The sequence below is a fragment of the Duganella sp. CF517 genome, from assembly GCF_900110275.1.
Lineage (GTDB): Bacteria > Pseudomonadota > Gammaproteobacteria > Burkholderiales > Burkholderiaceae_D > Rugamonas.
This window is the reverse complement of the sequence record NZ_FODC01000008.1, coordinates 182,368-206,710: the sequence shown is the minus strand read 5'-3', so window position 1 is coordinate 206,710 and position 24,343 is coordinate 182,368. Positions and strand designations below refer to the sequence as shown.

Genomic DNA, 24,343 nt, shown 5'->3' with positions numbered 1-24,343 from the left:
TCTAAACCCAACTAAATAACAACGTTGAACACCCGGACAACATGTCCGGGGACTAAAACCTAGTCCCGATCTAATGTGCAGCGGAGGCGCGAATAGCCACTCGCGGGGAGCGGCCTGAAACAGCGTATACGATGCGCAGACTAAATAGAGAACTCGCGAGTATAGACGTGATCGGGTGACCAGTCAAACTTTTTCGCGGCAACATGCGACATGACAGGCCCCTAAAAGCTGGCCTGGAAGCAAGGAAACGGCTGATAATGGCACACATTAACACATCTTGCCCCTGCGATGCGCCGCCTCTTCTCCGTACCGTCCCCGACCCCGCTGTTGCGCCCCGCCCCGCTGTTCGTGCTCGCCAGCTACCTGCTGTTGTCGCTGGTGCCGTGCGTGCCGTTGTTGCTGGGTCGACAAGTGCCGGACCTCGGGCGCGTCCTCGCCGCCGAAGCGCTGGCCTGGGTGGCGGCGTGGGCCGTGTTCCAGCGCCCCGCGTGGTTCCACTGGCTGCTGCTGCCGGCGCTGCTGGCGCTGCCGACGGAAATGTACCTGTTCATGTACTACGGCCAGGGCATCTCCACCCACCACCTGGGCATCATCGCCGAGAGCAGCCCCAAGGAGGCTATGGAATTTCTCGGCAACAAGGTCTGGCCGATGGCGCTGGTGCTGCTCGCCGTGCTTGGCTGGTGGCTGGCGATCCAGCTGGCGGCACGCCGCAGTCCGGCGCTGGCGTGGCGCGGCAAAAGCCGCTCGATCGCGCTCGCCATATTAATAGTGCTGGGCGGGCTGGCGGCCAACGGCCGCTCGCCGCTGAGCTTGAACGACTTCGCCTCGTCGTGGCCGCTGGGGCTGCCCGCGCGCGGGCTGGACTTCTATAAAGAGCGCCAATACCTGGCGCGCCTCGGCGAGCGCAGCAGCGCCTTCCGGTTCCAGGCGCGCCAGCCGCAGGCCAACGAGCGGCCGGAGATCGTCATCATGGTGCTGGGCGAATCGTCGCGCTACGACCGCTGGGGCGTCAACGGCTACGCGCGCGACACCACGCCGCTGCTGCGCCAGGAACCGAACCTGGTCGCGCTGAGCGACGTCATCACGGCGGTGTCGGCGACGCGGCTGTCGATCCCGGTCATCATCTCGCGCAAGCCGGCCATGCAAAGCCTCAAGGAAGGCTTCTCGGAGAAATCCTTCCTCACCGCCTACAAGGAAGCCGGCTTCAAGACCTGGTGGCTGTCGAACCAGATCTCGTTCGGCGAGTTCGACACGCCGGTGTCGGTGTTCGCCAAGGAAGCGGACGTGATCCAGTTCATGAACCTGGGCGGCTACAAAAGCCGCTCCAACCTCGACCAGATCCTGCTCGACCCGTTGCGGCACGCGATCGCCGACCCGGCGCCGAAAAAGCTGATCGTGCTGCACACCTTGGGCAGCCACTGGAACTACGGCCAGCGCTACCCGAAGGAGTTCGACAAATGGCAGCCGTCGCTGTACGGCGTCGACAAGCCGGCGCACACCGACATCAAGATCAAGCCGGAAATGAACAACAGCTACGACAACTCGATCCTGTACACGGACTGGTTCCTGGCGCAGGTGATCGGCCAGCTCAAGGACACGGCGCAGCTGACATCGATGATGTACGTCGCCGACCACGGCCAGACCCTGTACGACGGCAGCTGCAACCTCGCCTTCCACGGCCACAACACGCAACACGAATTCCACGTGCCGGCGCTGGTCTGGTATTCGGACGAGTACCGGGAGCGCTACCCGGACAAGGTCAAGCAGTTGCTACGCCACCGCAAGGCCAGGCTGGCGACGGAAAACATCTTCCACACGCTGCTCGACCTGGGCGACATCCAGTACGGCGACGAGCGGCTGGAATGGAGCTTCATCAGCAAGCGCTTCAAGCCGCACAAGCGCTACGTCGACAGCTACGGCTGGAGCAACTACGACAACGCCAGCTTCAAAGGCGACTGCCGCGAAGTGATCGACAAGGGCAAGCCGCTGAAACAAGAGAAATAACCGCCGGGATTATGCCAGGCTGCGCAAGGCGCCGTCCAGGGTGGGGTGGTGGAACACGAAGCCTTCGGCCGTCAGCCGCGCGGGGAAGACGCGCTGGCCTTCGAGCAGCAGGTCGGCCTGCTCGCCCAGCGCCAGCCGCATCGGCCAGCCCGGCGTCGGCAAGCCGTACGGCCGCTTCAACACCGATGCGGCCGTGCGGCTGAATTGCGCCTGGCGCACCACTTCCGGCGCGGTGAAGTTGTACGCGCCGCCCTCGCCGCCACGGCACAGGTGGGCGATGCCGGCGATCAGGTCGTCGACGTGGATCCACGACAGCCACTGCGCGCCGTCGCCCAGCGGCCCGCCCAGTCCCAGCTTGATCGGCAGCAGCATCATAGGCAGCGCGCCCTGCGTGCCCAGCACCAGCCCGAAACGCATGCGCGCCACGCGCACGCCGTGCGCCTCGGCCCCTTGCGCGGCCTCCTCCCACTCGCGGCACAGGTCGGACATGAACATCGGCCGCGGACCATCGTTCTCGGTCAGCACCGTATCGTCGCCGCGCCGCTGGATGCCGTAGTAGCCGATCGCCGACGCCGACAGCAGCATCGCCGGCTTATGCTCGGCGGCGGCGATCCAGTCGACCAGCTTGCGCGTCAACGCGACGCGGCTCTTGCGCAACGCGGCGCGGCGCGCGGCCGTCCAGCGCCAGCCCAAAATGCGCGCGCCCGCCAGATTGACAACGACGTCGATGCGGCGCGACGGCGGTAACTGCGCCAGGTCGCCCATGCACTCGACCCGGCCGTCGAACAGCCACGCGGCCTGGCGCGGCTGGCGGCTCAACACCGTGACGCGGTGGCCGTCGCGCAGCAAGGCGCGCACCAGCCGCTGGCCGATGAAGCCGGTCGCGCCGGTCACCAGGAAACTGCGCTCGCCGTCGGCGAATCGCACCGAAGGCGCCGCCGCCTCGCGCTGCGCCATTTTGCCGATGGCGCGCGCGGCCCAGGCGTCGCGCAGCCCGGACAGGCCCACGCCGACGCCGCACAAGGCGAGGAACACGCCCAACGCGCCCTGCGGCTGCCACACCAGCGCCGTCGGCATGGCCGCCAGCGCCGGCGTGTTCAACGCCAGCAGCGCGATGAAGGCGCCGCCGTTCATCGCCAGCACCGTATGCGTGACACGCTCGGTCGCCGGCAGCAGGCGGGTGCGGTCCTCGACCACGAAGTCCCACAACGTCAGCACGATTTCGACCACGAACACCAGCAGCAGGAGCACCGCCCAGGCGCCCTGGAAGGACCAGGAGGACAGGCCGATGAACATCGCGCTGTAAATCAGGGCGCGCGCCGCGTGGATCGACAGCTCGCGCCGCGCGCTGGCGCGGCCCGGCAAGGCTTCGGTCAGTTCGTGGTGGTACAGCGTGTCGAAGGCGCCGAGGCAGCCCTGGAACGCCATCAGCTGCAGCGCCAATAAATGAGTGTTCATGCCGAGACCTCCTTGAAAACGCCGGCTTGCGTGAATGTGGTGCCGAACAGCGCATGCCGTATCTCGATGCGGATGTCGAACTGGTTGGCGTTGTTATTGCGGTGGCACAGGAAGGTCTTGCCCGGCGTGAGCAGCCCCGGCAGCGGAATGCGGATGCCGAACAGCTGCCAGAAATAGCCGTCGCTCTCGAAATGCAGATTGCCGTCGCGGACGTCGAGCACCAGCTTCATGCCCAGGCCCGCGCCGACATATTCCAGCACTTCGCCGCGCGGGCTCTCGGCCATGTAGGAGGTGAACATCACCGGCCGGCGGGCGTTGAGGCGATAGGTGCGCTGCTTGAAGATCCAGGCGCAGTCGCGCTTCGAGTAGACCTGGATATCGACCGGGAAATCGGCGTCGTTGTACGGCATCAGCGCGCCTTTGACGAAGGGCATGCTCAAATAACCGAGCACGCGGCCGACCCGCGAACACGTCAGCTCGGACAGGTAACCCGTGTAGTACAGCGGTTTGCCGGGCAAGGGATTCTTGTCGAAGCGCGCCTGGATGTGCGGATGCAGCTTGCCCCATTCGGGGCCGAGTATTTTTTTAAAGAGTTCCCCTTCGGACGGGATCATCATTTGCCCGCCCCCGTCGTGTCGTCGCCGCCGAGCAGGCGCGCGACCTTGCCGCCCATTTTCAGGAAGCGCTGCATGGTGGCCGGGGGCAGGTGCTTGTAGTCGCCGTAGGTGGCGGTGAGCATTTCGAGGAAGTCGAGCACCTGGTCCATCTTGACCTTGGTGGCCGGCTCCAGCGCCGGGTCGTGCCGCGCCTCGTGCGCGCATTCGCGCAGCACCGCCAGGGTCGGATCGATCTCGCGCTTTTTACGCTCCTCGACGATGACGCGGAAGATCTCCCACACGTCCTGCAGCGCGACGAAATGGTCGCGCCGGTCTCCGGCCAGGTGGGTGATACGCACCAGTCCCCAGCTTTGCAGCTCCTTGAGGCTGTTGCTGACGTTGGAGCGCGCCACGGCCAGCGTCTCGGCGATCTCCTCGGCCGGCAGCGGCTGGTTGGACAGGAACAGCAGCGCGTGGATCTGCGCCACCGTGCGGTTGACGCCCCAGCGCGTGCCCATCTCGCCCCAGTGCAGGATGTATTTCTGGATGGTCGGCGCGAGGATCATGGGATTCTTTCATTTCTGTCGTTACAGAAATCATAGAATTCCAAGCGCGCGCTGTCAAGCCGCCATTCAAGCGAACAGCGGCGCCCCGCGACAAACCCGGGTCACGCCAGCGCCAGCCGCCGCCCGGCCGCCGCGCCGGCCCGCGCCGCGCCCGGCGCGGCGCCGCCGGCGTCGATCTTGAAGATGCTGACCGTCTGCGCCAGTTCGCCGGCCTGGTCCTGCAGCGATTGCGTGGCGGCGGCCGCCTCCTCCACCAACGCGGCGTTTTGCTGTGTGACCTGGTCCATCTGCGCGATCGCCTGGTTGACCTGCTCGATGCCCTCGCTCTGCTCGCGGCTGGCGACGGCGATCTCGCCGACGATCTGCGTCACCTGGTGGACGTTGCCGACCAGGGTGTTCATCGTGGTGCCGGCGCGCTCGACCAGATCGGTTCCCAGCTGGATGTTCGACACCGACTTATCGATCAGCGACTTGATCTCCTTGGCGGCGGCGGCCGAGCGCTGCGCCAGGTTGCGCACCTCGCTGGCGACGACGGCGAAACCGCGTCCCTGTTCACCGGCGCGGGCCGCCTCGACGGCCGCGTTCAGCGCCAGGATGTTGGTCTGGAAGGCGATGCCGTCGATCACACCGGTGATATCGACGATCTTGCGCGACGATTCGTTGATGTCGTTCATGGTGGTGACCACTTGGTGCATGACCTCGCCGCCCTGCGCGGCCGTGCTGGAGGCGTCCTCCACCAGCGCGTGCGCATGCTGCGCGTTTTCCGAGTTTTGCTTGACGGTGCTGGTCAGTTCCTCGATCGACGCGGCGGTCTCCTCCAGCGAGCTGGCCTGGGTCTCGGTGCGCGACGACAGTTCCATGTTGCCGGCCGCCAGCTCCTGCGAGCCGGTGTTGATCAGTTCGGCGCCGCGCCGCACCCGCGACACGGTCGACAGCAGATCCTGCTGCATGCGGCGGATCGCCGCCAGCAGGCGCTGGATCTCGTTGTCGCCCGATTCGTCGATGTGCGCGGTCAGGTCGCCGTGCGCGACCTGGTCGAGCAGCGCCACCGCGCGCTCGAGCGGACGCAGCACGATCGACTTGAGCAGCAGGTGCACGCCGACCACCAGCGCCAGCGCGCCGGCCAGGCCGAACGCGACCAGCCACATGACCAGTTTGTATTCGCGCGCGCCGGCGTCCATCAGCTCGTTGATCTGTTCGTCGCTGAGCTTCTGGTACTTCTCCAGCTGGGCCGAGAAGGCGGCGCCGGTCGGCGTCAGCTCCTTCGTGTTGATGGTGGTGTAGGTGTCGGTGTCGTCCCTGGCCAGCGCGGCGGCGGCGCGCTCGAGCACGCGGGACTGCGCGCGGCCGGCCTCGATCAGGCCGGCTTTGAGCTGCGCGTCCTGGCCCGGATAGGCCGCCGCCTTCTCATACCTGTCGATGAAGTCCAGGGTGCGCTGGTAGGACTTCCCGGCGCTGGCCAGCGCCGAGTCGCGGTCGTCCTTGCTGCCGCCTTCCTTGACGGTGGTGTAGCCGCGCGTCAAGGCCGAGCGGGTCCGCGTCGTATCCTTGTAGGCGTCGTTGATGACGATCACCTGCGCGCCGATCCGGTGCACCGTCGCGATCGCCTCGTTGGACTGCTTGAGCGCGTAAATCCCCAGGCCCGCCCCGACCACCAGCATGCCCGCAAACAGCAGCAGCACACCCAACAAACTCGCCCGCACCGTCACATTGTTCATTTTTCCCCCGCATTCATCGCATGATCATTGCCTATTGGCAATAGTGTGAATCCCGAATATACCAAGAAATTGACATTCGGGCGATGAAAAATGCGTTGTTACACCGCCAGCACCGCCTCGCAATCGAGCGGATGGGCCATGTAATCGCTGAGCCAGGCGTGGACGCGCAGGGCCTTGGCCGAAATGCCGGCGTCGAAGCCGCGCGCGGCGAGCAGCGCGATACCGTTGGTTTCTTTCAACACTCCCGGCGCCAGCCGCAGCGCTCCGTCGACGCGGCCGACGCACCACGGCGCCAGCGCCCCGCCCAGCAGCGGCGCCAGCACCAGGTTGTGCGACGAGACGATCACCCGGCCCGACGCCGACAGCGTGTGCAGCACGGCGGCGGCGGCCGATATCGATTCCAGATGGTTGGTGCCGCGGAAGATCTCGTCGATGATGAAGATCGCCGGCGCCTCGTCGGCCAGCGCCAGCAGCTCCTGCGCGCGGCGCAACTCGGCGATGTACAGGCTCTCGCCGCCTTCGAGCGCGTCCTCGTTTTGCATGCTGGAGTAAACCGGCTGCGCCGGCGTGACGGCGGCGTCGGCGTAACCGAAGCCGAAGGCGCGGGCCACGATCAGATTCAAGCCGACGGTGCGCAGCAGGGTGCTCTTGCCGATGCCGTTCTGGCCGGAGACGAAGGCGCCCTGCCGCCCCAGCGCGAACGACAACGGCGCCGGCTCGGCCAGCAGCGGATGGACGGCATGGTCCAGCGCCACGTCCGCCCCGCGCGCGGCCCAGCAATAGCGTGGCGTCTGCGCCAGGTGCCGCGCCAGCGCCAGGTCGGCCTCCAGCGCCGCGACCCGCTGGAAACTCGCGCGCAGCAGATCGAGGTTGGCGCGCACCACCTCGCGGCTCTTGAAGTAGTGGCGGATGTTCATCAGCCAGAGCCAGTCGCCGTATTCGCGCACGCCCGGCAGGTGGGTCAGCGGCGATTGGCCGATGCCGCGATTGACCTTGCCGGCGCGGGCGGCGTCGCCGCCCAGGTCCGACGTCATCGCGACGTCGAGCTTGGCCAGCAGCGTATGCGCGCGCAGCATCTGCTGCAGCGTCTTGAGGATGCGCCCCCATTCCGCCGCCGCCTCGCCAAACCGCATCTGCACCAGCGACAGCGACAACCACAGTCCCAGGGTCACTCCCCACAGCGGCAGGAAGCCGCTGACCAGCGCCAACACGGCCGACAGCAGGAACGCCACCGGCAGCCAAGGCAGATACGGCGCCCAGCGCGGCGTCGGCGCCAGCGCGGCGCCGAACAAAGTCTCGCTGACTTCACGGTCGGCGCGGCGCAGACCCTCGCAGGCGGTCAGCAACCGCGCGCGCTGTCCGCCGTCCGCCACCAGCGTCCGCACCCGCGCGGCGGAGGCGGCGACAGGCGCGCCGCCATCGTCGGGCGCGTGCAGGCGGCGGTGCAGCTCCTGCTGGCCGAGGATGCTGGTGCCGCGCGCCAGTTGCGCGCTGTATTGCGGCAGCAGCATATCGTCCCAGGTCTGCGCGTCGATCGCCCCGCGGTCGCCGTGCAGCGCGCGCCGGTACAGCGCCACATCGCTGGCGACAAAAGGGAAGTCGCCGATGTCGTCGGCCGGCATGGCGGGCAGCAGAAACCGGGCAAGTCTGTCGATCAGAGTCATGGGAAAAAAAATAGTGGGAGCAGCAGCCCATATAGTGCCAATTGGCAAAATATCAACCGACGCCGACGCGGCCATGGACAAGCGCGGACAGCCCCGGACACCCGGACAGCGGACAGGGCGCGGCAAAACCCAGCAAATTCAAGCACTTACATGGTGGCACGAATCCTGCAAAGATCCGGCTATCCTTATCTCTACGACTACCATGATCCGCGACACCTCCAGCCAAGACGCCGTCATCGCCGCCCCCAAGGGCCAAACGGCCAAGCGCCGCCTCGTCATCGCCGCCGCCTCGGCCGCCCTGCTGGCGGCGGGCTACTATCTGTTCCACACCTGGAGCGGCAGCGACCACTCGGTCAACATCTCGCGCCTGCGCATCGCCGAAGTCACGCGCGGCACGCTGATCCGCGACGCCGCCGTCAACGGCCGCATCGTCGCCGCCATCAGTCCCACCTTGTACTCGACCTCCGCCGCCACCGTCACGCTGAAGGCGGCCGCCGGCGACACCGTCAAAAAAGGCGACGTGCTGGCGGTGCTCGAATCGCCCGACCTGTCGGACGCGCTCAAACGCGAACAGTCGGCCTACGCGCAAATCGAGGCCGACGTCGAACGCCAGAAGATCCTGGCCCGCAAACAAAAGCTGCTGGCGCGGCGCGACGCCGACACTGCCGAAATCGACCGCCTGTCGGCCCAGCGCACGCTGGAGCGCTACGACGCCGTGGCCAACGACGGCATCGTCGCCAAGATCGACTACCAGAAGGCCAAGGACGCGTTGAACTCGGCCGAGATCCGCGCCCGCCACGCCGGCCAGGCGGCCGAACTGGAAAGCGACAACGTGGCGCTGGAGCTGACCTCGAAGGTCAAACAGCTGGAGCAGCAGCGCATGGTGCTGTCGAACGCCCAGCGCCGCGTCGACGAATTGACGGTGCGCGCGCCGGTCGACGGTTTCATCGGCACGCTGTCGGTGGCCAACCGCAGCGTGGTGCCGCTCAACACGCCGCTGATGACCCTTGTCGACCTGTCCAAGCTGGAGGTCGAGCTGGAGGTGCCCGAGACCTACGTCGCCGACATCGGCCTGGGCATGAGCGCCGAGATCAACGTCGGCACCGGCACCGCCACCGGCAAGCTGTCGGCGCTGTCGCCGGAGGTGGTCAAGAACCAGGTGCTGGCGCGGGTGCGCTTCAACGGCGCCCAGCCGGCCGGCCTGCGCCAGAACCAGCGCGTCACCGCGCGCCTGCTGATCGACGAAAAGCCCAACACCCTGATGGTGCAGCGCGGCCCGTTCGTCGAATCCGAGGGCGGCCGCTTCGCCTATGTGGTGCGCGACGGCATCGCCATCCGCACTCCGATCAAGATGGGCGCCACCAGCGTCTCCGCCGTGGAGATCCTCGACGGCCTGAAACAGGGCGACAAGATCGTCATCGCCGGCAGCGAAACGTTCGAGAACGCCGCGCGCGTCTCGATCAACAACTGATTTACTCGACACCTCATCGACACCAACTCGAAGGAATCCACCATGCTGCGCATGCAAAATCTGAGCAAAGTCTATCGCACCCATATGATCGAAACCCACGCGCTGCGCGGCTTCGAGATCAACGTCAAGCAGGGTGAATTCGTCACCGTCACCGGTCCGTCCGGCTCCGGCAAGACCAGCTTCCTCAACATCGCCGGCCTGCTCGAGGAATTCACCGACGGCGAGTACATCCTCGACGGCATCAACGTCAAGGGCATGGACGACAACGCGCGCTCGCGCCTGCGCAACGAAAAACTGGGCTTCATCTTCCAGGGCTTCAACCTGATTCCGGACCTGTCGTTGTTCGACAACGTCGACGTGCCGCTGCGCTACCGCGGCTTCAACGCCGCCGAGCGCAAGGAGCGCATCGAGGACGCGCTGGCCAAGGTCGGCCTGGCCTCGCGCATGAAACACTATCCGGCCGAACTGTCCGGCGGCCAGCAGCAGCGCGTGGCGATCGCGCGCGCGCTGGCCGGCTCGCCCAAGCTGCTGCTGGCCGATGAACCGACCGGCAACCTCGATACGCAGATGGCGCGCGGCGTCATGGAACTGCTGGAGGAGATCAACGCCCAGGGCACCACCATCCTGATGGTCACGCACGATCCGGAGCTGGCGGTGCGCTCGCAGCGCAATGTCCACATCATCGACGGCCAGGTGTCGGACCTGGTGCGCAAGGCGCCGTCGCTGTTCGACGCCAAGGCCGACGGCAAGTCGCAAGTCGCCTAAGGGGAGCGGCATGTTCCAATATTATTTCATGCTCGGCCTGCGCAGCCTGCGCCGCAATCCGGCGCTGACCGCGCTGATGGTGCTGACGCTGGCCATCGGCGTCGCCGCCAGCATCGCCACCCTGACCATCCTGCACGTCATGTCGGGCGATCCGATACCAGGCAAGAGCGACCGCCTGTTCGTGCCGCTGGTCGATAACGGCCCGCTGGAGGGCTGGTCGCCCGCCGACGGCCCCAACGACAAGCAAATCAGCTACCGCGACGCCGTCAATCTGCTCAATAGCAAAGCCGGCGAACGCCGCACGGCGATCTACGGCATCGCCGTCGCGATCGAGCCGGCGCGCAAGGACATCGGCGTATTCAACGCCAGCGGCATCGCGCCGAGCGGCGATTTCTTCAACATGTTCGAGGCGCCCTTCCTGCACGGCCAGGGCTGGAGCCCGGCCGACGACAAGGCCGGCGCCGACGTCGTCGTGTTGAGCCGCAAACTATCCGAAAAGCTCTACGGCGACGCCGATCCGGTGGGCCGGCGCATGACCATGGGCGGCTTCCAGTACCAGATCGTCGGCGTGCTCGATACCTGGAACGTGGTGCCGCGCTTCCACCGCGTGATCGGCGCCAAGGACGGCGCCTTCAGCGAGGAGGAGGAGCTATACATCCCGTTCAGCAGCGCGATCCGCCATGAGATGCAGCGTAACGGCAGCACCAGTTGCAGCAGCGATTTCGGCCCTGGCTTCCAGGCCTTCCTCGATTCCGAGTGCACCTGGATCCAGTTCTGGTTCGAGACGCGCAGCGGCGCCGACCGCGCCGAACTGCAAAGCTTCCTCGACAGCTACGCCATCGAGCAGCGCAAGCTGGGGCGCCTCAAGCGCAACGCCCCCAACATGCTCTACGACGTGCGCGAATGGCTCGACTACCTGAAGGTGGTGGCCAACGACAGCAAGCTGTCGGCCTGGCTGGCGTTCGGCTTCCTGGTCCTGTGCCTGGTCAACACGATCGGCCTGCTGCTGGCCAAGTTCTCGGTGCGCGCCGCCGAAGTGGGCATCCGCCGCGCGCTGGGCGCCTCGCGCCGCGAGATCTTCCATCAGTTCCTGATCGAGACCACGGTGGTCGGCCTGGCCGGCGGCGCGCTCGGACTGCTGCTCGCCTTCGGCGCGCTGGCGCTGATCGCCATGCAGTCGAAGGCGCTGACGGCGGTCGCGCATATGGACTGGGTCATGCTGCTGACCACCTTCGCGCTGGCCGTGCTGTCGGCGGTGCTGGCCGGCCTGCTGCCGACCTGGCGCGCCTGCCAGGTCACTCCCGCGCTGCAACTCAAATCCCAATAGGAGAGACCCATCATGGAAATCCGTCCCATCCTCTCCGCGCTGTTGCGCAACAAGACCGGCCCGATACTGGTGGCGGTGCAGGTCGCGCTCAGCCTCGCCATCCTGGCCAACGCGCTGCACATCGTGCAGGTGCGCCAGGCCGTGTCGGCGCGCACCAGCGGCATCGCCAATGAGCAGGACGTTCTGAGCCTGCAGATCCGCCACCTCAAATACGGCAGCCACCAGGACCAGCTGGCCGTGCAGCGCGCCGAGACGGCCACCTTGCGCGCGGTGCCGGGCGTGATGTCGGTGGCGGCGACCAGCCAGATGCCGCTGTCGCGCTCCGGCAACTACAGCAGCCTGTCCATCGACCGCAAGCAGCTCAAGACCATCACCCAGACCACCACCTACTTCGGTGGCGATTCACTGATCAAGACCTGGGGCCTGCAGCTGGTCGAAGGCCGCGACTTCGTGCCCAGCGAGGTGCCGGAAATCGACCAGAACACCAGCAACGACTTCGCCAAGATCGCCATCATCACGCGGGCGCTCGGCGAAAAACTGTGGCCGGGCCAGGCCGGTTTCGTCGGCAAGACCTTCTTCTTCGGCGCCGGCAACGACGCCAAGGAGGTGCGCGTGATCGGCGTGGTCGAGAAGCTGCAAACGCCGGGCGCCCAGATCAAGGAGGACGGCGAGTACTCCACGCTGGTGCCGGTGCGCCTGACCGGCGACGACGTCCACAGCTACACCGTGCGCGCCGAACCGGGGCAGCTGGACCGCGTTATCAAGGAGGCCTCGGCCGCGCTGACGGCCGCCTCGCCCACGCCGGTGATCATCAAGACCCGTACCATGAACGAAATCCGCACCGCCCGCTACCGCGCCGACCAGGCGATGGCGTGGATGCTGGTGACGGTCAGCGTGCTGCTGTTGCTCGTCACCGCCAGCGGCATCGTCGGCATGGCCAGCCTGTGGGTGACGCAGCGGCGCAAGCAGATCGGCGTGCGGCGCGCGCTTGGCGCCCGCCGGATCGACATCCTGCGCTACTTCGTCACCGAGAACGTCATGATCACCAGCGCCGGCGTGGCGGCCGGCGTGCTGCTGGCGCTGGGACTGAACCAGCTGCTGGTGAGCAAACTGGAAATGGCGCGCCTGCCGGCCGGCTACCTGCTGGCCGGCGCCGGCGTGTTCCTGGCGCTGGGCGTGGCCGCCGTCTACGGGCCGGCGTGGCGCGCCGCCACCATCTCGCCGGCCACGGCCACGCGCAGCGCGTGACGGCGGCCGGCAAGTGCTGATCGCCGCCCCCGGCATGGCGCGACAATGTTATGCTAACGCCATGCCTACCGTTCTGATAATTGACGACAACGCCGCCGTCGCCATCGCCCTCGAAGTGCTGTTCTCGCTGCACGACATCGACGCGGTGCGCGCCGCCTCGCCCGACGCCGGCCTGGCGCTGCTGGCGCGCCAGCCGGTCGACCTGGTGATCCAGGACATGAACTTCAGCGCCGACACCACCTCCGGCGAGGAGGGCACGGCGCTGTTCCGCGCCATCCGCGAACGCCACCCCGACCTGCCGGTGATCCTGCTGACCGCCTGGACCCACCTGGACGCGGCGGTCGACCTGGTCAAGGCCGGCGCCGCCGACTACCTGGCCAAGCCGTGGGACGACAACCGCCTGATCGCCACCGTCAACAACCTGATCGAACTCGGTGTGACCAAGCGCGCGCTGCACCAGCGGCTGCAAACGGAGCTGCGCCAGCGGCGCGAGCTCGAACGCGGCTACGATTTGTGCGGCATGGTGTGGCAGGACCCGGCCACCGAGCGCGTGGTGCACCTGGCCTGCCAGGTCGCGCGCGCCGACGTGCCGGTGCTGATCTCGGGCCCCAACGGCACCGGCAAGGAATGCATCGCCAACATCATCCAGGCCAATTCCTCGGTGCGCGACGGCCCGTTCGTGGTGCTCAATTGCGGCGCGCTGCCGGCCGAATTGATCGAGGCCGAATTGTTCGGCGCCGAGGCGGGCGCCTACACCGGCGCCTCCAAGGCGCGCGAGGGCAAGTTCGAGGCGGCCGACGGCGGCACGCTGTTCCTCGACGAAATCGGCAACCTGCCGCTGGCCGGCCAAATGAAGCTGCTGCGCGTGCTGGAGACGGGCCGCTTCGAGCGCCTCGGCTCCAACCGCGAGCGCCAGGTCAAGGTGCGGGTGGTCAGCGCCACCAACGCCGACCTGCAGGCGATGATCAAGGCCGGCAGCTTCCGCGAGGACCTGTTCTACCGCCTCAACGTGATCGAGCTGCGGCTGCCGCCGCTGTCCGGGCGCCAGGCCGACATCCTGCCGCTGGCGCGCCATTTCCTCGGCGCGCACCACAACCTGCAGTTGCATCCGTCGGCGCAGGCGGCGCTGCTGGCCCACCCGTGGCCCGGCAATGTGCGCGAACTGAAAAACGTCATGGCGCGCGCCGGCCTGCTGGCCCACGGCGACACCATCAAGGTCGGCGACCTCGGTCTGCCGGCGGCCGCCGCCGCGGCGACGGAGGACGCCGTGCGCGAGCCGGACCGCGACGCCATCGGCCTGGCCCTGAGCCGCGCCGGCGGGGTGGTGGCGCAGGCGGCGGCGGAACTGGGCCTGTCGCGCCAGGCGCTGTACCGCCGCATGGAACGGCTGGGCATCGCCCGACCCTGATGGCGGCGCCGGCTTCCCCGCCGAAAGGCTTGCGCCAGGGTTTTCGCCTATCGCTGCTCACGCGCTGGACGGCGTTGATCGGCACCCTGCTCACCGTCGGCATCCTGATCGCGCTGGCCCTGACCCGCTTCTTCCCCGACAATCCCGGCCTGGTGCTGGCGGTGTGCCTGCTCTGCGTGCTGCCGATCTCCATCATCACGATCCGCTCGCAGCTCGAATCGATGCTCTCGCTGTTCCGCGCGCTGACCGGCACCGTCGCCAGCTACCGCGACGGCGACTTTTCGTTCAGCCTGCACTGGCCGCAGAACGATGAACTGAGCGACCTGGTGGCCGCGCACAACGCGCTCGGCGACGTGCTGCGCCAGCAGCGGCTCGACCTGGTGCAGCGCGAACTGCTGCTCGACACCATGGTCCAGAACACGCCGGTGGCGATGCTGCTGGTGAGCGAATCGGGGCCGGTGGTGTATGCCAACATCGCCGCGCGCCAGCTGCTCAACGAAGGCCGCAAGCTCGAAGGCCACCGCCTCGACGACGTGCTGGCGAAAGCCTCGCCGGCGCTGGTGGAGGCGATGGCGCGCGGCGGCGACGGCCTGTTCACCACCAAGGACGGCGACAAGGCCAACCAGATCGATGAAGAAGAGGTCTACCACCTCGCGCGCCGCAGCTTCAACCTGAACGGACGGCGCCACGAACTGCTGCTGCTGCGCCAATTGACGATGGAGCTGCGCCGGCAAGAGGTGCAGACGTGGAAAAAAGTCATCCGCGTGATCAGCCACGAATTGAACAATTCGCTCGCGCCTTTGACGTCGCTGGCCCATTCGGGCGCGGAGCTGGTGCGGCGCGGCCAGACCGAGCGCCTGCCGCAGATCCTCGAGACGATCGAGGAGCGCACCCGCCACCTGGAGGGCTTCATCCTCGGCTACGCGCGCTTCGCCAAGCTGCCGACGCCCCGGCTCGAACCGCAACGCTGGCCGGACTTCCTGGCGCGGTTGTCGCAGCAGGTCGAATTCGCCCTGGCGGGCGAGCCGCCGGCCGAATCCTGCGCCTTCGACGCGGCGCAGCTGGAACAGGCGCTACTGAACCTGCTCAAGAACGCGCACGAATCGGGTTCGCCGGCATCGGAGGTCAGCCTGGAAGTGCGGCGCCTGCACGAAGCGGTGCGCATCGACGTGCTGGATCGGGGTCCGGGCATGAGCGACACGGTGCTGACCAACGCGCTGGTGCCCTTCTACTCCACCAAACGCAGCGGCACCGGCCTGGGTCTGGCGCTGGCGCGCGAGATCGCCGAGGCCCACGGCGGCCGCATCACGCTGGCCAACCGCGACGGCGGCGGGCTGGCGGTGACCATCATCCTGCCGCTGGCCTGTTAAACTGGCGGCATGTCCTCCAAGTCCGCCCCACACTCCGCCCCGAGCACCGCCCCAAACGCCGTCCGCTACGACCAGCCCGGCCATCCGCCGGCCACCATCACCGAATTCGAAGGCGTGCGCAGCCTGCACCTGGGCACCTCCTGGGTGCAGGGCGCGATGCGCCTGTCCAAGCCGGACAACATCGAACTCGAATACGTGCAAATGATGATGATGTGGCTACTGTTCAACGACAGCCCGCGCCACGTCGTCCAACTGGGGCTGGGCAGCGCGGCGCTGACCAAGTTCTGCCACCGCCGCCTGCCGCAGGCGCGCGTGACGGCGGTCGAGCTCAATCCCAACGTCATCGCCATCTGCAACGCGCAATTCGGCCTGCCGTCGAACGACGAGCGCCTGAACGTGATCGAAATGGACGCCATGGATTTCGTGCTGGACCCGGCCAACCACGGCACCGTCGACGTGCTGCAGGTCGACCTGTACGACGAGGAGGCGCGCGGCCCGGTGCTCGACTCGCCCGAGTTCTACCAGGCCTGCCACGACTGCCTGCGCGACGGCGGCATCATGACCACCAACGTGTTCGGCGACTTCTCCAACTACGACAAGAATCTGCAGACGATGGAGCAGGTGTTCGACGCCGTGGTGTGGCTGCCCGAGGTCCACGACGCCAACATCGTCGTGATCGCGTTCAAGCAGTCGCCGGTGATCGATTTCGCGGTGCTGTACGAGCGCGCCGGCGCCATCAAAAAGACGCTGAACCTGCCGGCCAAATCCTGGGTCAACGGTCTCAAAGGATGGATGCTGGACCAGCAATAGTCAGCCTTTAAACGCGGCGCCGAACCACGCACCGGCTTAGCGCATTTTTCGACTATCGATATGCAAGCGCCTCATACCGATGCAGGCGCGCCACAGTTTCGCACCGTTTTGCGGCAGCTAAGTCGCGGGCCGTCGGCCAGATTACGCCACATCCCTGCGCAACGCGAGCAATATTAGCAATCGTACACATTCTGCAACAAGTTGGTGCATGCCGCGTTGCGGCCCCGCGACGGCTCAAGATAGTATTTTCTCAACGACCGCTACCAGCGGCGTCCCCACAAAAAAAAGAGAGAAATACATGACAAGAGCACTGACAGTAGCACCCCGGTTCAAGCGCACATTGCTCGCCAGCGCCATTCTGCTGCTGGTGGCCGGTCCGGGCCTGGCGCAAACCCAGGCCGCCGCCGACGAGCAGTTGGCCAAGGAGCAGCAAGTCGTCGTCCTCGGTTCGCGCACCGTCGCCAAGACGGCGCTCGACACCTCGTCGCCGGTCGGCCTGATCGGCCTGAAGGACATACAAACCGCCGGCCCGCTGGAACTGGGCAAGCTGCTGCAAACCCTGGACCCGTCGTTCAACTTCTCGAGCACCTTCGTCAGCGACGGCACCGACAGCATCCGTCCGGCCACCCTGCGCTCGCTCGGCCCGGACCAGGTGCTGGTACTGATCAACGGCAAGCGCCGCCACCAGCAGGCGCTGGTCAACGTCCAGCAAACCGTCGGACGCGGCTCGGCCGGCACCGACATCAACGCCATTCCGCTGGCGGCGATCCAGCGCATCGAGGTGCTGCGCGACGGCGCCGCCGCCCAATACGGCTCGGACGCCATCGCCGGCGTGATCAACATCGTGCTCAAGACGCAGACCAACGAAACCACCTTGAGCGGCACCGTCGGCACCACCTCGGAAGGCGACGGCGACCTGTATTCCGGCAGCGCCAACACCGGCTTCGCGCTGGGCCAGGACGGCGGCTTCCTGAACCTGACCGTCGAGGCGCGCAAGCGCGGCGAAACCAACCGCGCCGGTCCCGACTCGCTGCGCGTGAACCCGCCGCGCGTGACCCAGCATCTGGGCGACAGCAACACCCGCGACACCTACTTCTGGTGGAACGGCGCGATCCCGATCGACAAGGGCAGCGAGTTCTACGCCTTCGGCGGCCTGTCCAAGCGCAAGAGCGATTCGTTCGGCTTCTTCCGCTCGGCCGGCGACGACCGCACCGTGCAGGCGGTCTACCCTAACGGCTTCCTGCCGGCGATCCACACCGACATCAAGGACGCCTCGTTCGCCTTCGGCTACCGCCGCGACCTGCCCAACGACTGGAAGGCCGACATCAGCATCAACCACGGCGCCAGCGAGCTGGCGTTCCACGAATCGGACAGCTTGAACACCAGTTACTGGTACGAGCCGAAGCCGGGCGGCGGCATCTACGCCGAATCGCCGCGCGAGGCCGACACCGGCACGCTCAAGTTCGACCAGACCACGATCAACGCCGACATCAAGGGTCCGGTCAAGATCGGCGACGCCAGCGTCTTCGTCGCCACCGGCTTCGAGTACCGCCGCGACAACTACCAGATCGTCGCCGGCGACCCGGTCTCCTACCAGTACGGCCGCACCAACAATCCGGCCATCGGCATCACCACGCCGAGCGGCGCGACGGCGGCGGCGGGCATCCAGGGCTTCCCCGGCTACACGCCGGCCACCGCCGTCGACTCGGGCCGCCACAACATCGCGCTGTTCCTCGACGCCGAACACAAGCCGCTGGAGAACCTGACCCTGGCCGGCGCCGTGCGCTTCGAGAAGTACTCGGACTTCGGCAACACCACCACCGGTAAGCTGAGCGCCCGCTACGACCCGTCCAAGACGGTCGGCTTCCGCGGCAGCGTCTCGAGCGGCTTCCGCGCGCCAAGCGTGCAGCAGCGCTTCTACAGCTCCGTGTCGACCAACCTGAATAACGGCGTGCTGACCGAAACGCTGACCGCGCGCGAAGGCAGCTCGGTCACGCAGGCCTTCGGCATCGCCCCGCTGAAAGAGGAAACCTCGACCAGCGGCAGCGTCGGCATGGTGCTGCGCCCGGCCAAGAACATGTCTCTGACGGTCGACGCGTACCAGATCAAGATCAAGGACCGCATCGTCTTCTCCAGCGAAATCGCGCCGGAGTCCGGCGGCGGCCCGATCACCAACATCCTGCGTCCGCTGGGCGTGGGCCAGGCGCAGTTCTTCACCAACGCGGTCGACACCCGCACGCGCGGCCTCGATATCGTCGCCGAGCACACCTCGCGGTTCGCGGCGTCGTCGCTGGTGCTGTCGGGTCAACTGGGCTTCAACAAGACGGAGGTGAGCAAGCGCCATTCGACATCGACGGTGCTGACCGGCGAGCAGCTGTTCGACCAGGCGCAGGTGACGCTGATCGAACGCGGCCAGCCGCGCAAGCACCACGTGGTGGCGGCCGACTACACCGCCGGCGCGTGGAACGTCAACACCCGCGCCAACTACTATGGCGAAGTGCAGGCGCAAAGCTTCAGCCCCTTGCATACGTGGGACGCGAAGTGGCTGGTCGATGCGTCGGTACGCTATGGCTTCAGCAAGCGCACCTTCCTCAGCGTCGGCGTGAACAACATGTTCAACGAACTGCCGTCGGAATGGACCAACGGCGGCGACTTCCCGAAACTGGGCTTCACCCGCTGCTGGGAAACCTGCCCGATCGGCGTCAACGGCCGCTCGATGTACATCCGCATGGATACCGCGTTTTAACGGCTTAGCGTGAACGGTTGGCGGCAAACGCCGCAAGGTGCACGATCGCCGCCAACCGCTTCACCAAATCATCCATCCGCTCGGCCGGCACCTGCGCGTAACCGAGCATCAACCCCCGCCATCCCGACGCCCCTGGCGCATCGTACATATCGTGCCGGCTCAAGGCGTTGACCACGATCCCGTGTTCCAGCGCATGCGCGCTCACCGCCACATCGTCCATCGATTCGTCCCTGAACCGCAGCGCCAGATGCATGCCGGCCGAGCCCCCGTGCACCGTCGCCACCGACCCCATATGCCGCTCCAGCGACGCCACCAGCGCGTCGCGCCGCTGACGATACAGCCGGCGCATGCGCCGCACATGCAAGGCGAACTGCCCGCTGCGCAGGAACTCCGCCAGCGCCAGCTGCTCCGCCACACGGCCGCTCGCATGCGACTGCGCCCGCATCAGCGCGAACGCCGCCTCCAGCGCCGGCGGCACCACCACGAATGCGATCCGCAGCGACGGAAACATGGTTTTGCTGAACGTCCCCAGATACACCACCGGCGCGTCCGGCGCCAGCCCCTGCATCGCCGACAGCGGCGCGCCGTCGTGCCGGAATTCGCTGTCGTAATCGTCCTCGATGATCAGCGCGCCGGCGCCGCGCGCGGCCTCGATCAGCGCCAGCCGGCGCCGCAAACTGAGCACGCTGCCCACCGGATACTGGTGCGACGGCGTCGTGTAAATCAGGCGCGGAGGCCGCAGCAGCCAGTCGTCCGGCGTCGGCGCGATGCCGTCGTCGTCCACCTCGATCCCCGCCACATTCAAGCCGGCGCCGCGCGCCCCCGCCAGCGCGCCGCCATAGCCCGGGCTCTCGATCCAGATCGTGTCGCCGGCATCGGCCAGCGCGCGCAGGCACAAATCCAGGCTGCTCTGCGTGCCATCGGTGATGAACACCTGGCCGGCGTCGCACACCACGCCGCGCGCCGCGCGCAGATGGTCGGCGATGGCCTCGCGCAGCAGCGGCTCGCCGGCCGGATCGCCGTAGTTCAGCTGCGCCACCGTCAGCGAGCGCCATGCGCGTTCCAGCATGCGGCGCCACAAGGTCAACGGAAAATGGTCGAGCGCCGGCACGCCGGGAACGAAGGCGCCCATCCTGTCGGCCGGCCCGGGCAATGGCCGCAGCCCGCGCGCGCGTTGCGACAGGCCCGCCTGCGCCAACGCCCGCGGCGACGGCGACGGCTTGCGCTCGGCCGCGACGCTCGCCACCACGGTGCCGCGCCGGTCGGTGGTGACGAAGCCTTCGCTGGCCAGTTGTTCGTACGCGTACAGCACCGTGTTGCGCGCCAGTCCCAGCTCCTCGGCCAGCGCGCGCGAAGCGGAAAGCCGCGTGCCGGCGGCCAGCGTGCCGCTGCGGATCGCCGCGCGCAGGCATTCGTGCAGCATGCGCTGGCGCGGCCAGCCCCGGTGGCTGTGCTGCGCCGCATAACCGGTGATCAGCAGCGAGATATCCATTCTTGGCTCCATCAAATCTAATATTTCTGGACCTGTTTTCAGGGCCAGCAAGCCATTATATTGATGTTTCACTTATTTTGGATGGAGATCATGACCGCAGCAGCCACCCCCGCGCAACAAGCCGCCATCGCCCCCAGCGACCGTACCCGCGTGCGCCGCAGCGCCGACAAGGCGAAGTACGACACCGCCACCCTGCACGCCATCATCGACGACGCCTACCTGTGCCACATCGCCTTTGGCGACGCCAAGGGTTCGCATTGCATTCCGACCGCTTGCTGGCGCGAGGACGGGCATCTGTATATCCATGGCTCCAACGGTAGCCGCATGCTCAAGCGCCTGACGGAAAGCGAGACCTGCGTGACGATCACCCATCTGGACGGCCTGGTGCTGGCGCGATCGGCCTTCAGCCATACGATGAACTACCGCTCGGCGATGATCTACGGGCGCTTCGAGGTGGTGACCGATGAGGCGGAGCGCCATCGCACGCTGGAAGCGTTCATGGAAAAGCTGGCGCCGGGACGCCAGGCGCAGGTCCGCCCGGGCAACGACAAGGAGTACGCGGCCACCACCATCATGCGTATCCCGCTGGACGAAGCGGCGTGCAAGGTGCGCAGCGGCGGCCCGAGCGACGACGAGGAAGACATGCAATGGCCGGTGTGGGCCGGCGTGCTGCCGTGGGCGCGAACCCCGATGGCGCCGCAACGGCATGCCGAATGCACCATCGACGCGCCCGACTACGTCCTCCAGTGGGAATGTAGTACGACTACATCGAACCGGGGCGTTTTGTAGTAAAAACGCAACTGAAAGCGTTTTCAACGGCTATAACTGGGCATGCATTCGGCATTTCGATGCCATAAGATCAAACTTAATTTGACTTGTTTTCTAGTTTTAATACAAGATCGGCCTCAGGCGTCATGAGAACGCCGAGCACCCGACCCCATGTAAAACATCTGGAGACAAGATAATGCAAGCCAGTCCAAACCCGCGCGGCGTCCGCGCCGCGCTTCCCCTCACGCCCGTCGCAGCCGCATGCGCGCTGCTGGTCGCCGCCTTTTCCACCCCGCTGCACGCCCAGACCGATACCCCGGCCTCCGCACAAACGGGCGAGGCGCCGATTTCGAAAGTGGTCGTCTCCGGCATCCGCCGCGGCATCGAGGACGCCATCTCCGTCAAAAAAGAGTCGACCTCCATCGTCGAATCCATCTCCGCCGAGGATATCGGCAAACTGCCCGACGTCAGCATCGCCGAATCGATCGCGCGCCTTCCAGGCCTGGCGGCGCAGCGCGTCGGCGGCCGCGCGCAGGTGATCAGCATTCGCGGCCTGTCGCCGGACTTCGCCACCACGCTGCTCAACGGCCGCGAACAGGTCAGCACCGGCGACAACCGCAGCGTCGAATTCGACCAGTATCCATCGGAGCTTCTGAGCGGCGTCACCGTCTACAAAACGCCGGACGCGGGCCTGGTCGGCCAGGGCCTGTCCGGCACCATCGACATGCAGACCGTGCGTCCGCTGGCCTTCCCGGGGCGTACCTTCTCGGTCAACCTGCGCGGCGAGAAAAACTCGATGGGCAAGATCGCCGACACCAAGGACACCGGCCATCGGCTCAGCGCCAGCTACATCGACCAGTTTGCGAACCGCACCATCGGCGTCGCGATCGGCGTGGCCAGCCTGGAGACGCCGATCCTCGAAAACCAGACCGGCACCTACGAGCCGTTCGACCAGACCCGCGTGGCGGGCGTCCCGGCGGGCACCTTCGTCACCGCCGGCGTCAAGGCGCTGGCCAAGAGCGGCACGCTGAAACGCACCGGCTTGATCGGCGTGCTCGAATACCGCCCGTCGAAGCAGTGGTCCAGCACCGTCGACCTGTTCGCCTCCGAGTTCAAGCAGGTGGACACCAATAACCAGTTCGAAGTGAACCTGGGCGGCTACAACGGCAGCAACAACCCGGTCGGTTTCAACTACGCCAGCACCAACATCGTCAACGGCACGCTGCTGGGCGGCACCGCCACCGGCGCCTATCCGCTGGTGCGCGGCCAGTACAACCATCGCAAGGACCAGATCCGCACCGCCGGCTGGGCCAACAAATTCAACTTCGGCAGCTGGTCGCTGCTGGCGGACGCCAACTACTCGCAAGCCAGGCGCGATGAGACCTACCTCGAAAACAATCTGCAGCTGCAAAGCGCGGCGGGCGGCGCGTTCAACGATCCGCTGATGACTGTCGGCTGGAACACCGGCCGCTTCGCCACCATCGCCGGCAAGCTCGATTACAGCGATCCGGCCAAGCTATTCACGGGGAACTCGATTTACGGATACGGCAGCACCTACGCGCCGCACCTGAAGGACACGCTCAAGAGCTTCAAGCTGGCCGCCACCTTGCCAGCCCCGGAAAGCCTGGACGCCTACCTGCGCGGCTTCGATGTCGGCATCAATTACAGCGACCGCACCAAGACCAAGCGCCAGCCGGCGGGCGACCTGTTCGCCACCGGGAACCCGACCATCTCCAGCGACCTGCTGTACGCGCCGGTGGACCTGGGTTTCGCCGGCGCCGGCGTCGTCCCCTCATGGAATGTGCCGGGCGTGATCGCCAAGTACTTCAACCCGATAAACTACAGCCTGGCCAACAACGCCGGCACCATCAGCCGCGCGTGGGACGTCCACGAGAAAATCACCACCGGCTACGCGCGCGCCAACATCGACAGCGAATGGGGCGGCGTCGCCGTGCGCGGCAACATCGGCGCGCAGCTGCTGCGCACCGACCAGTCATCCGACTCGCTGTACGCGGACGCCGCCGGCGTGGCCCGCCCCTACACTGACGGCAAAACCTACAACGACGTCCTGCCGAGCATGAACCTCGCCTTCGGCCTGCCGTCGGATCAAACGGTACGCGTCTCGCTGGCCAAGCAGATCGCCCGCCCGCGCGTGGATGAACTCAACGCCGGCTTCAACTTCACCGTCGATACCGGCACGCGCCTGCCGAGCGGCAGCGGCGGCAACGCCAGGCTCGATCCGTGGCGCGCCAAGGCCTTCGACCTGTCGTGGGAGAAGTACTTCGCCAAGAAGGGTTACGTGGCGTTGGCCGGCTACTATAAAAAGCTCGACACCTACATCTACAAGTTCTCGGAAACGCGCGACTTCTCGCAGTACACGGCGGGCACCATCGCCATCACCAACTCCGGCCAGTTCACGACGTCCTATAACGGCAACGGCGGCACGCTCAAAGGGGCGGAGCTGTCGGTGTCGGTGCCGCTTGAATTGGTCGCGCCGGTGCTGGATGGTTTCGGCGTACTGGCCAGCAGCTCGTACACCAAGAGCGGCATCGACATCAAGGAAGTCAACGCATCGATCGGCAAGATCGAGCTGCCGGGCATGTCGCGCCACGTCACCAACGTCACGCTGTACTACGAGAAGGCGGGGTTCTCGACGCGGGTCAGCACGCGCCGGCGCTCGGATTACGTGGGCGAGATCGGCAACTTCGCCGGCGACCGCCAGTTGCGCTACGTGGTCGGCGACAGCCCGGTCGACTTCCAGATCGGCTATACCTTCAACGACGGCGCATACAAGGGACTGGGGGTGCTCCTGCAGGTCAACAACCTGACCAACGAAGCGTATGAAACCTACGCCAACAGCAAGGACCGTCAGCTGGAGTATGCGAAGTACGGGCGCACTGTTTTGTTCGGGGTGAATTACAAGTTCTAGAGG

Annotated in this window: 17 protein-coding genes; 11 read left to right on the top strand and 6 right to left on the bottom strand. The window is 66.6% G+C overall.

The annotated features are described in order from the left end of the window. The first annotated feature begins 288 nt into the window (after nt 1–288). Nucleotides 289–2,004: a phosphoethanolamine transferase gene (locus BMX85_RS26320; RefSeq protein WP_090325816.1), complete on the top strand. Its 1,716-nt coding sequence runs from the start codon at nt 289–291 to the stop codon at nt 2,002–2,004. A 9-nt stretch (nt 2,005–2,013) separates the two neighbouring features. Here the strand turns inward: BMX85_RS26320 and BMX85_RS26315 are convergent, their stop codons facing one another. The 5 genes from BMX85_RS26315 to BMX85_RS26295 form a co-directional block, all read right to left on the bottom strand. Next, on the bottom strand, nt 2,014–3,462 hold the full coding sequence (locus tag BMX85_RS26315) for a TIGR01777 family oxidoreductase (RefSeq protein WP_090325814.1): 1,449 nt from the start codon (nt 3,460–3,462) through the stop codon (nt 2,014–2,016). After that, complete coding sequence (locus tag BMX85_RS26310; RefSeq protein WP_090325811.1) at nt 3,459–4,079, bottom strand: DUF4166 domain-containing protein; 621 nt, start codon at nt 4,077–4,079, stop codon at nt 3,459–3,461. The genes BMX85_RS26315 and BMX85_RS26310 overlap by 4 nt, the downstream gene beginning before the upstream one ends. Further along, entirely contained in the window at nt 4,076–4,624 is a 549-nt protein-coding gene (locus BMX85_RS26305) for a GbsR/MarR family transcriptional regulator (RefSeq protein ID WP_090325808.1), read from the bottom strand. Before BMX85_RS26305 ends, BMX85_RS26310 begins: the two co-directional genes overlap by 4 nt. Before the next feature lie 101 nt (nt 4,625–4,725). Continuing rightward, complete coding sequence (locus BMX85_RS26300; RefSeq protein ID WP_090325803.1) at nt 4,726–6,342, bottom strand: methyl-accepting chemotaxis protein; 1,617 nt, start codon at nt 6,340–6,342, stop codon at nt 4,726–4,728. Nucleotides 6,343–6,440: 98 nt separating this feature from the next. Further along, complete coding sequence (locus BMX85_RS26295; RefSeq protein WP_090325798.1) at nt 6,441–8,006, bottom strand: MutS-related protein; 1,566 nt, start codon at nt 8,004–8,006, stop codon at nt 6,441–6,443. A 202-nt stretch (nt 8,007–8,208) separates the two neighbouring features. On the opposite strand from BMX85_RS26295, the gene BMX85_RS26290 reads away from it, so the two are divergent. The 8 genes from BMX85_RS26290 (at nt 8,209) to BMX85_RS26255 (ending at nt 19,151) form a co-directional block, all read left to right on the top strand. Beyond that, complete coding sequence (locus BMX85_RS26290; RefSeq protein ID WP_090325794.1) at nt 8,209–9,477, top strand: efflux RND transporter periplasmic adaptor subunit; 1,269 nt, start codon at nt 8,209–8,211, stop codon at nt 9,475–9,477. A 42-nt stretch (nt 9,478–9,519) separates the two neighbouring features. Next, entirely contained in the window at nt 9,520–10,242 is a 723-nt protein-coding gene (locus tag BMX85_RS26285; protein WP_090325789.1) for an ABC transporter ATP-binding protein, read from the top strand. Between the two features lie 10 nt (nt 10,243–10,252). Continuing rightward, nucleotides 10,253–11,569, top strand: coding sequence for an ABC transporter permease (locus BMX85_RS26280; RefSeq protein ID WP_090325784.1), 1,317 nt, complete (start codon nt 10,253–10,255; stop codon nt 11,567–11,569). 12 nt (nt 11,570–11,581) lie between these two features. Next, a complete protein-coding gene (locus BMX85_RS26275; RefSeq protein WP_090325780.1) occupies nt 11,582–12,817 on the top strand; it encodes an FtsX-like permease family protein in 1,236 nt (411 codons plus the stop codon). 61 nt (nt 12,818–12,878) lie between these two features. Beyond that, nucleotides 12,879–14,225: a sigma-54-dependent transcriptional regulator gene (locus BMX85_RS26270; protein WP_090325776.1), complete on the top strand. Its 1,347-nt coding sequence runs from the start codon at nt 12,879–12,881 to the stop codon at nt 14,223–14,225. Between the two features lie 29 nt (nt 14,226–14,254). Continuing rightward, entirely contained in the window at nt 14,255–15,595 is a 1,341-nt protein-coding gene (locus BMX85_RS26265) for a sensor histidine kinase (protein WP_373924176.1), read from the top strand. Between the two features lie 9 nt (nt 15,596–15,604). Continuing rightward, nucleotides 15,605–16,405, top strand: coding sequence for a spermine/spermidine synthase domain-containing protein (locus BMX85_RS26260; protein WP_090325769.1), 801 nt, complete (start codon nt 15,605–15,607; stop codon nt 16,403–16,405). 298 nt (nt 16,406–16,703) lie between these two features. Next, nucleotides 16,704–19,151: a TonB-dependent receptor plug domain-containing protein gene (locus BMX85_RS26255; protein WP_229210678.1), complete on the top strand. Its 2,448-nt coding sequence runs from the start codon at nt 16,704–16,706 to the stop codon at nt 19,149–19,151. A gap of 4 nt (nt 19,152–19,155) precedes the next feature. Here the strand turns inward: BMX85_RS26255 and BMX85_RS26250 are convergent, their stop codons facing one another. Then, entirely contained in the window at nt 19,156–20,643 is a 1,488-nt protein-coding gene (locus tag BMX85_RS26250; protein WP_090325767.1) for a MocR-like pyridoxine biosynthesis transcription factor PdxR, read from the bottom strand. Nucleotides 20,644–20,724: 81 nt separating this feature from the next. On the opposite strand from BMX85_RS26250, the gene BMX85_RS26245 reads away from it, so the two are divergent. Next, nucleotides 20,725–21,432: a pyridoxamine 5'-phosphate oxidase family protein gene (locus BMX85_RS26245; RefSeq protein ID WP_090325766.1), complete on the top strand. Its 708-nt coding sequence runs from the start codon at nt 20,725–20,727 to the stop codon at nt 21,430–21,432. A gap of 175 nt (nt 21,433–21,607) precedes the next feature. After that, nucleotides 21,608–24,340 carry a TonB-dependent receptor gene (locus tag BMX85_RS26240; protein WP_090325765.1) on the top strand — a complete coding sequence of 911 codons (2,733 nt, stop codon included), beginning with the start codon at nt 21,608–21,610 and terminating at the stop codon, nt 24,338–24,340. The last annotated feature ends 3 nt before the right edge of the window (nt 24,341–24,343 follow it).

Bases quoted from the DNA above. Each gene is read 5' to 3' on its own strand.
- BMX85_RS26320 (WP_090325816.1), top strand. From the start codon at position 289: ATGCGCCGCCTCTTCTCCGTACCGTCCCCGACCCCGCTGTTGCGCCCC.
- BMX85_RS26315 (WP_090325814.1), bottom strand. From the start codon at position 3,462: ATGAACACTCATTTATTGGCGCTGCAGCTGATGGCGTTCCAGGGCTGC.
- BMX85_RS26310 (WP_090325811.1), bottom strand. From the start codon at position 4,079: ATGATGATCCCGTCCGAAGGGGAACTCTTTAAAAAAATACTCGGCCCC.
- BMX85_RS26305 (WP_090325808.1), bottom strand. From the start codon at position 4,624: ATGATCCTCGCGCCGACCATCCAGAAATACATCCTGCACTGGGGCGAG.
- BMX85_RS26300 (WP_090325803.1), bottom strand. From the start codon at position 6,342: ATGAACAATGTGACGGTGCGGGCGAGTTTGTTGGGTGTGCTGCTGCTG.
- BMX85_RS26295 (WP_090325798.1), bottom strand. From the start codon at position 8,006: ATGACTCTGATCGACAGACTTGCCCGGTTTCTGCTGCCCGCCATGCCG.
- BMX85_RS26290 (WP_090325794.1), top strand. From the start codon at position 8,209: ATGATCCGCGACACCTCCAGCCAAGACGCCGTCATCGCCGCCCCCAAG.
- BMX85_RS26285 (WP_090325789.1), top strand. From the start codon at position 9,520: ATGCTGCGCATGCAAAATCTGAGCAAAGTCTATCGCACCCATATGATC.
- BMX85_RS26280 (WP_090325784.1), top strand. From the start codon at position 10,253: ATGTTCCAATATTATTTCATGCTCGGCCTGCGCAGCCTGCGCCGCAAT.
- BMX85_RS26275 (WP_090325780.1), top strand. From the start codon at position 11,582: ATGGAAATCCGTCCCATCCTCTCCGCGCTGTTGCGCAACAAGACCGGC.
- BMX85_RS26270 (WP_090325776.1), top strand. From the start codon at position 12,879: ATGCCTACCGTTCTGATAATTGACGACAACGCCGCCGTCGCCATCGCC.
- BMX85_RS26260 (WP_090325769.1), top strand. From the start codon at position 15,605: ATGTCCTCCAAGTCCGCCCCACACTCCGCCCCGAGCACCGCCCCAAAC.
- BMX85_RS26255 (WP_229210678.1), top strand. From the start codon at position 16,704: ATGACAAGAGCACTGACAGTAGCACCCCGGTTCAAGCGCACATTGCTC.
- BMX85_RS26250 (WP_090325767.1), bottom strand. From the start codon at position 20,643: ATGGATATCTCGCTGCTGATCACCGGTTATGCGGCGCAGCACAGCCAC.
- BMX85_RS26245 (WP_090325766.1), top strand. From the start codon at position 20,725: ATGGAGATCATGACCGCAGCAGCCACCCCCGCGCAACAAGCCGCCATC.
- BMX85_RS26240 (WP_090325765.1), top strand. From the start codon at position 21,608: ATGCAAGCCAGTCCAAACCCGCGCGGCGTCCGCGCCGCGCTTCCCCTC.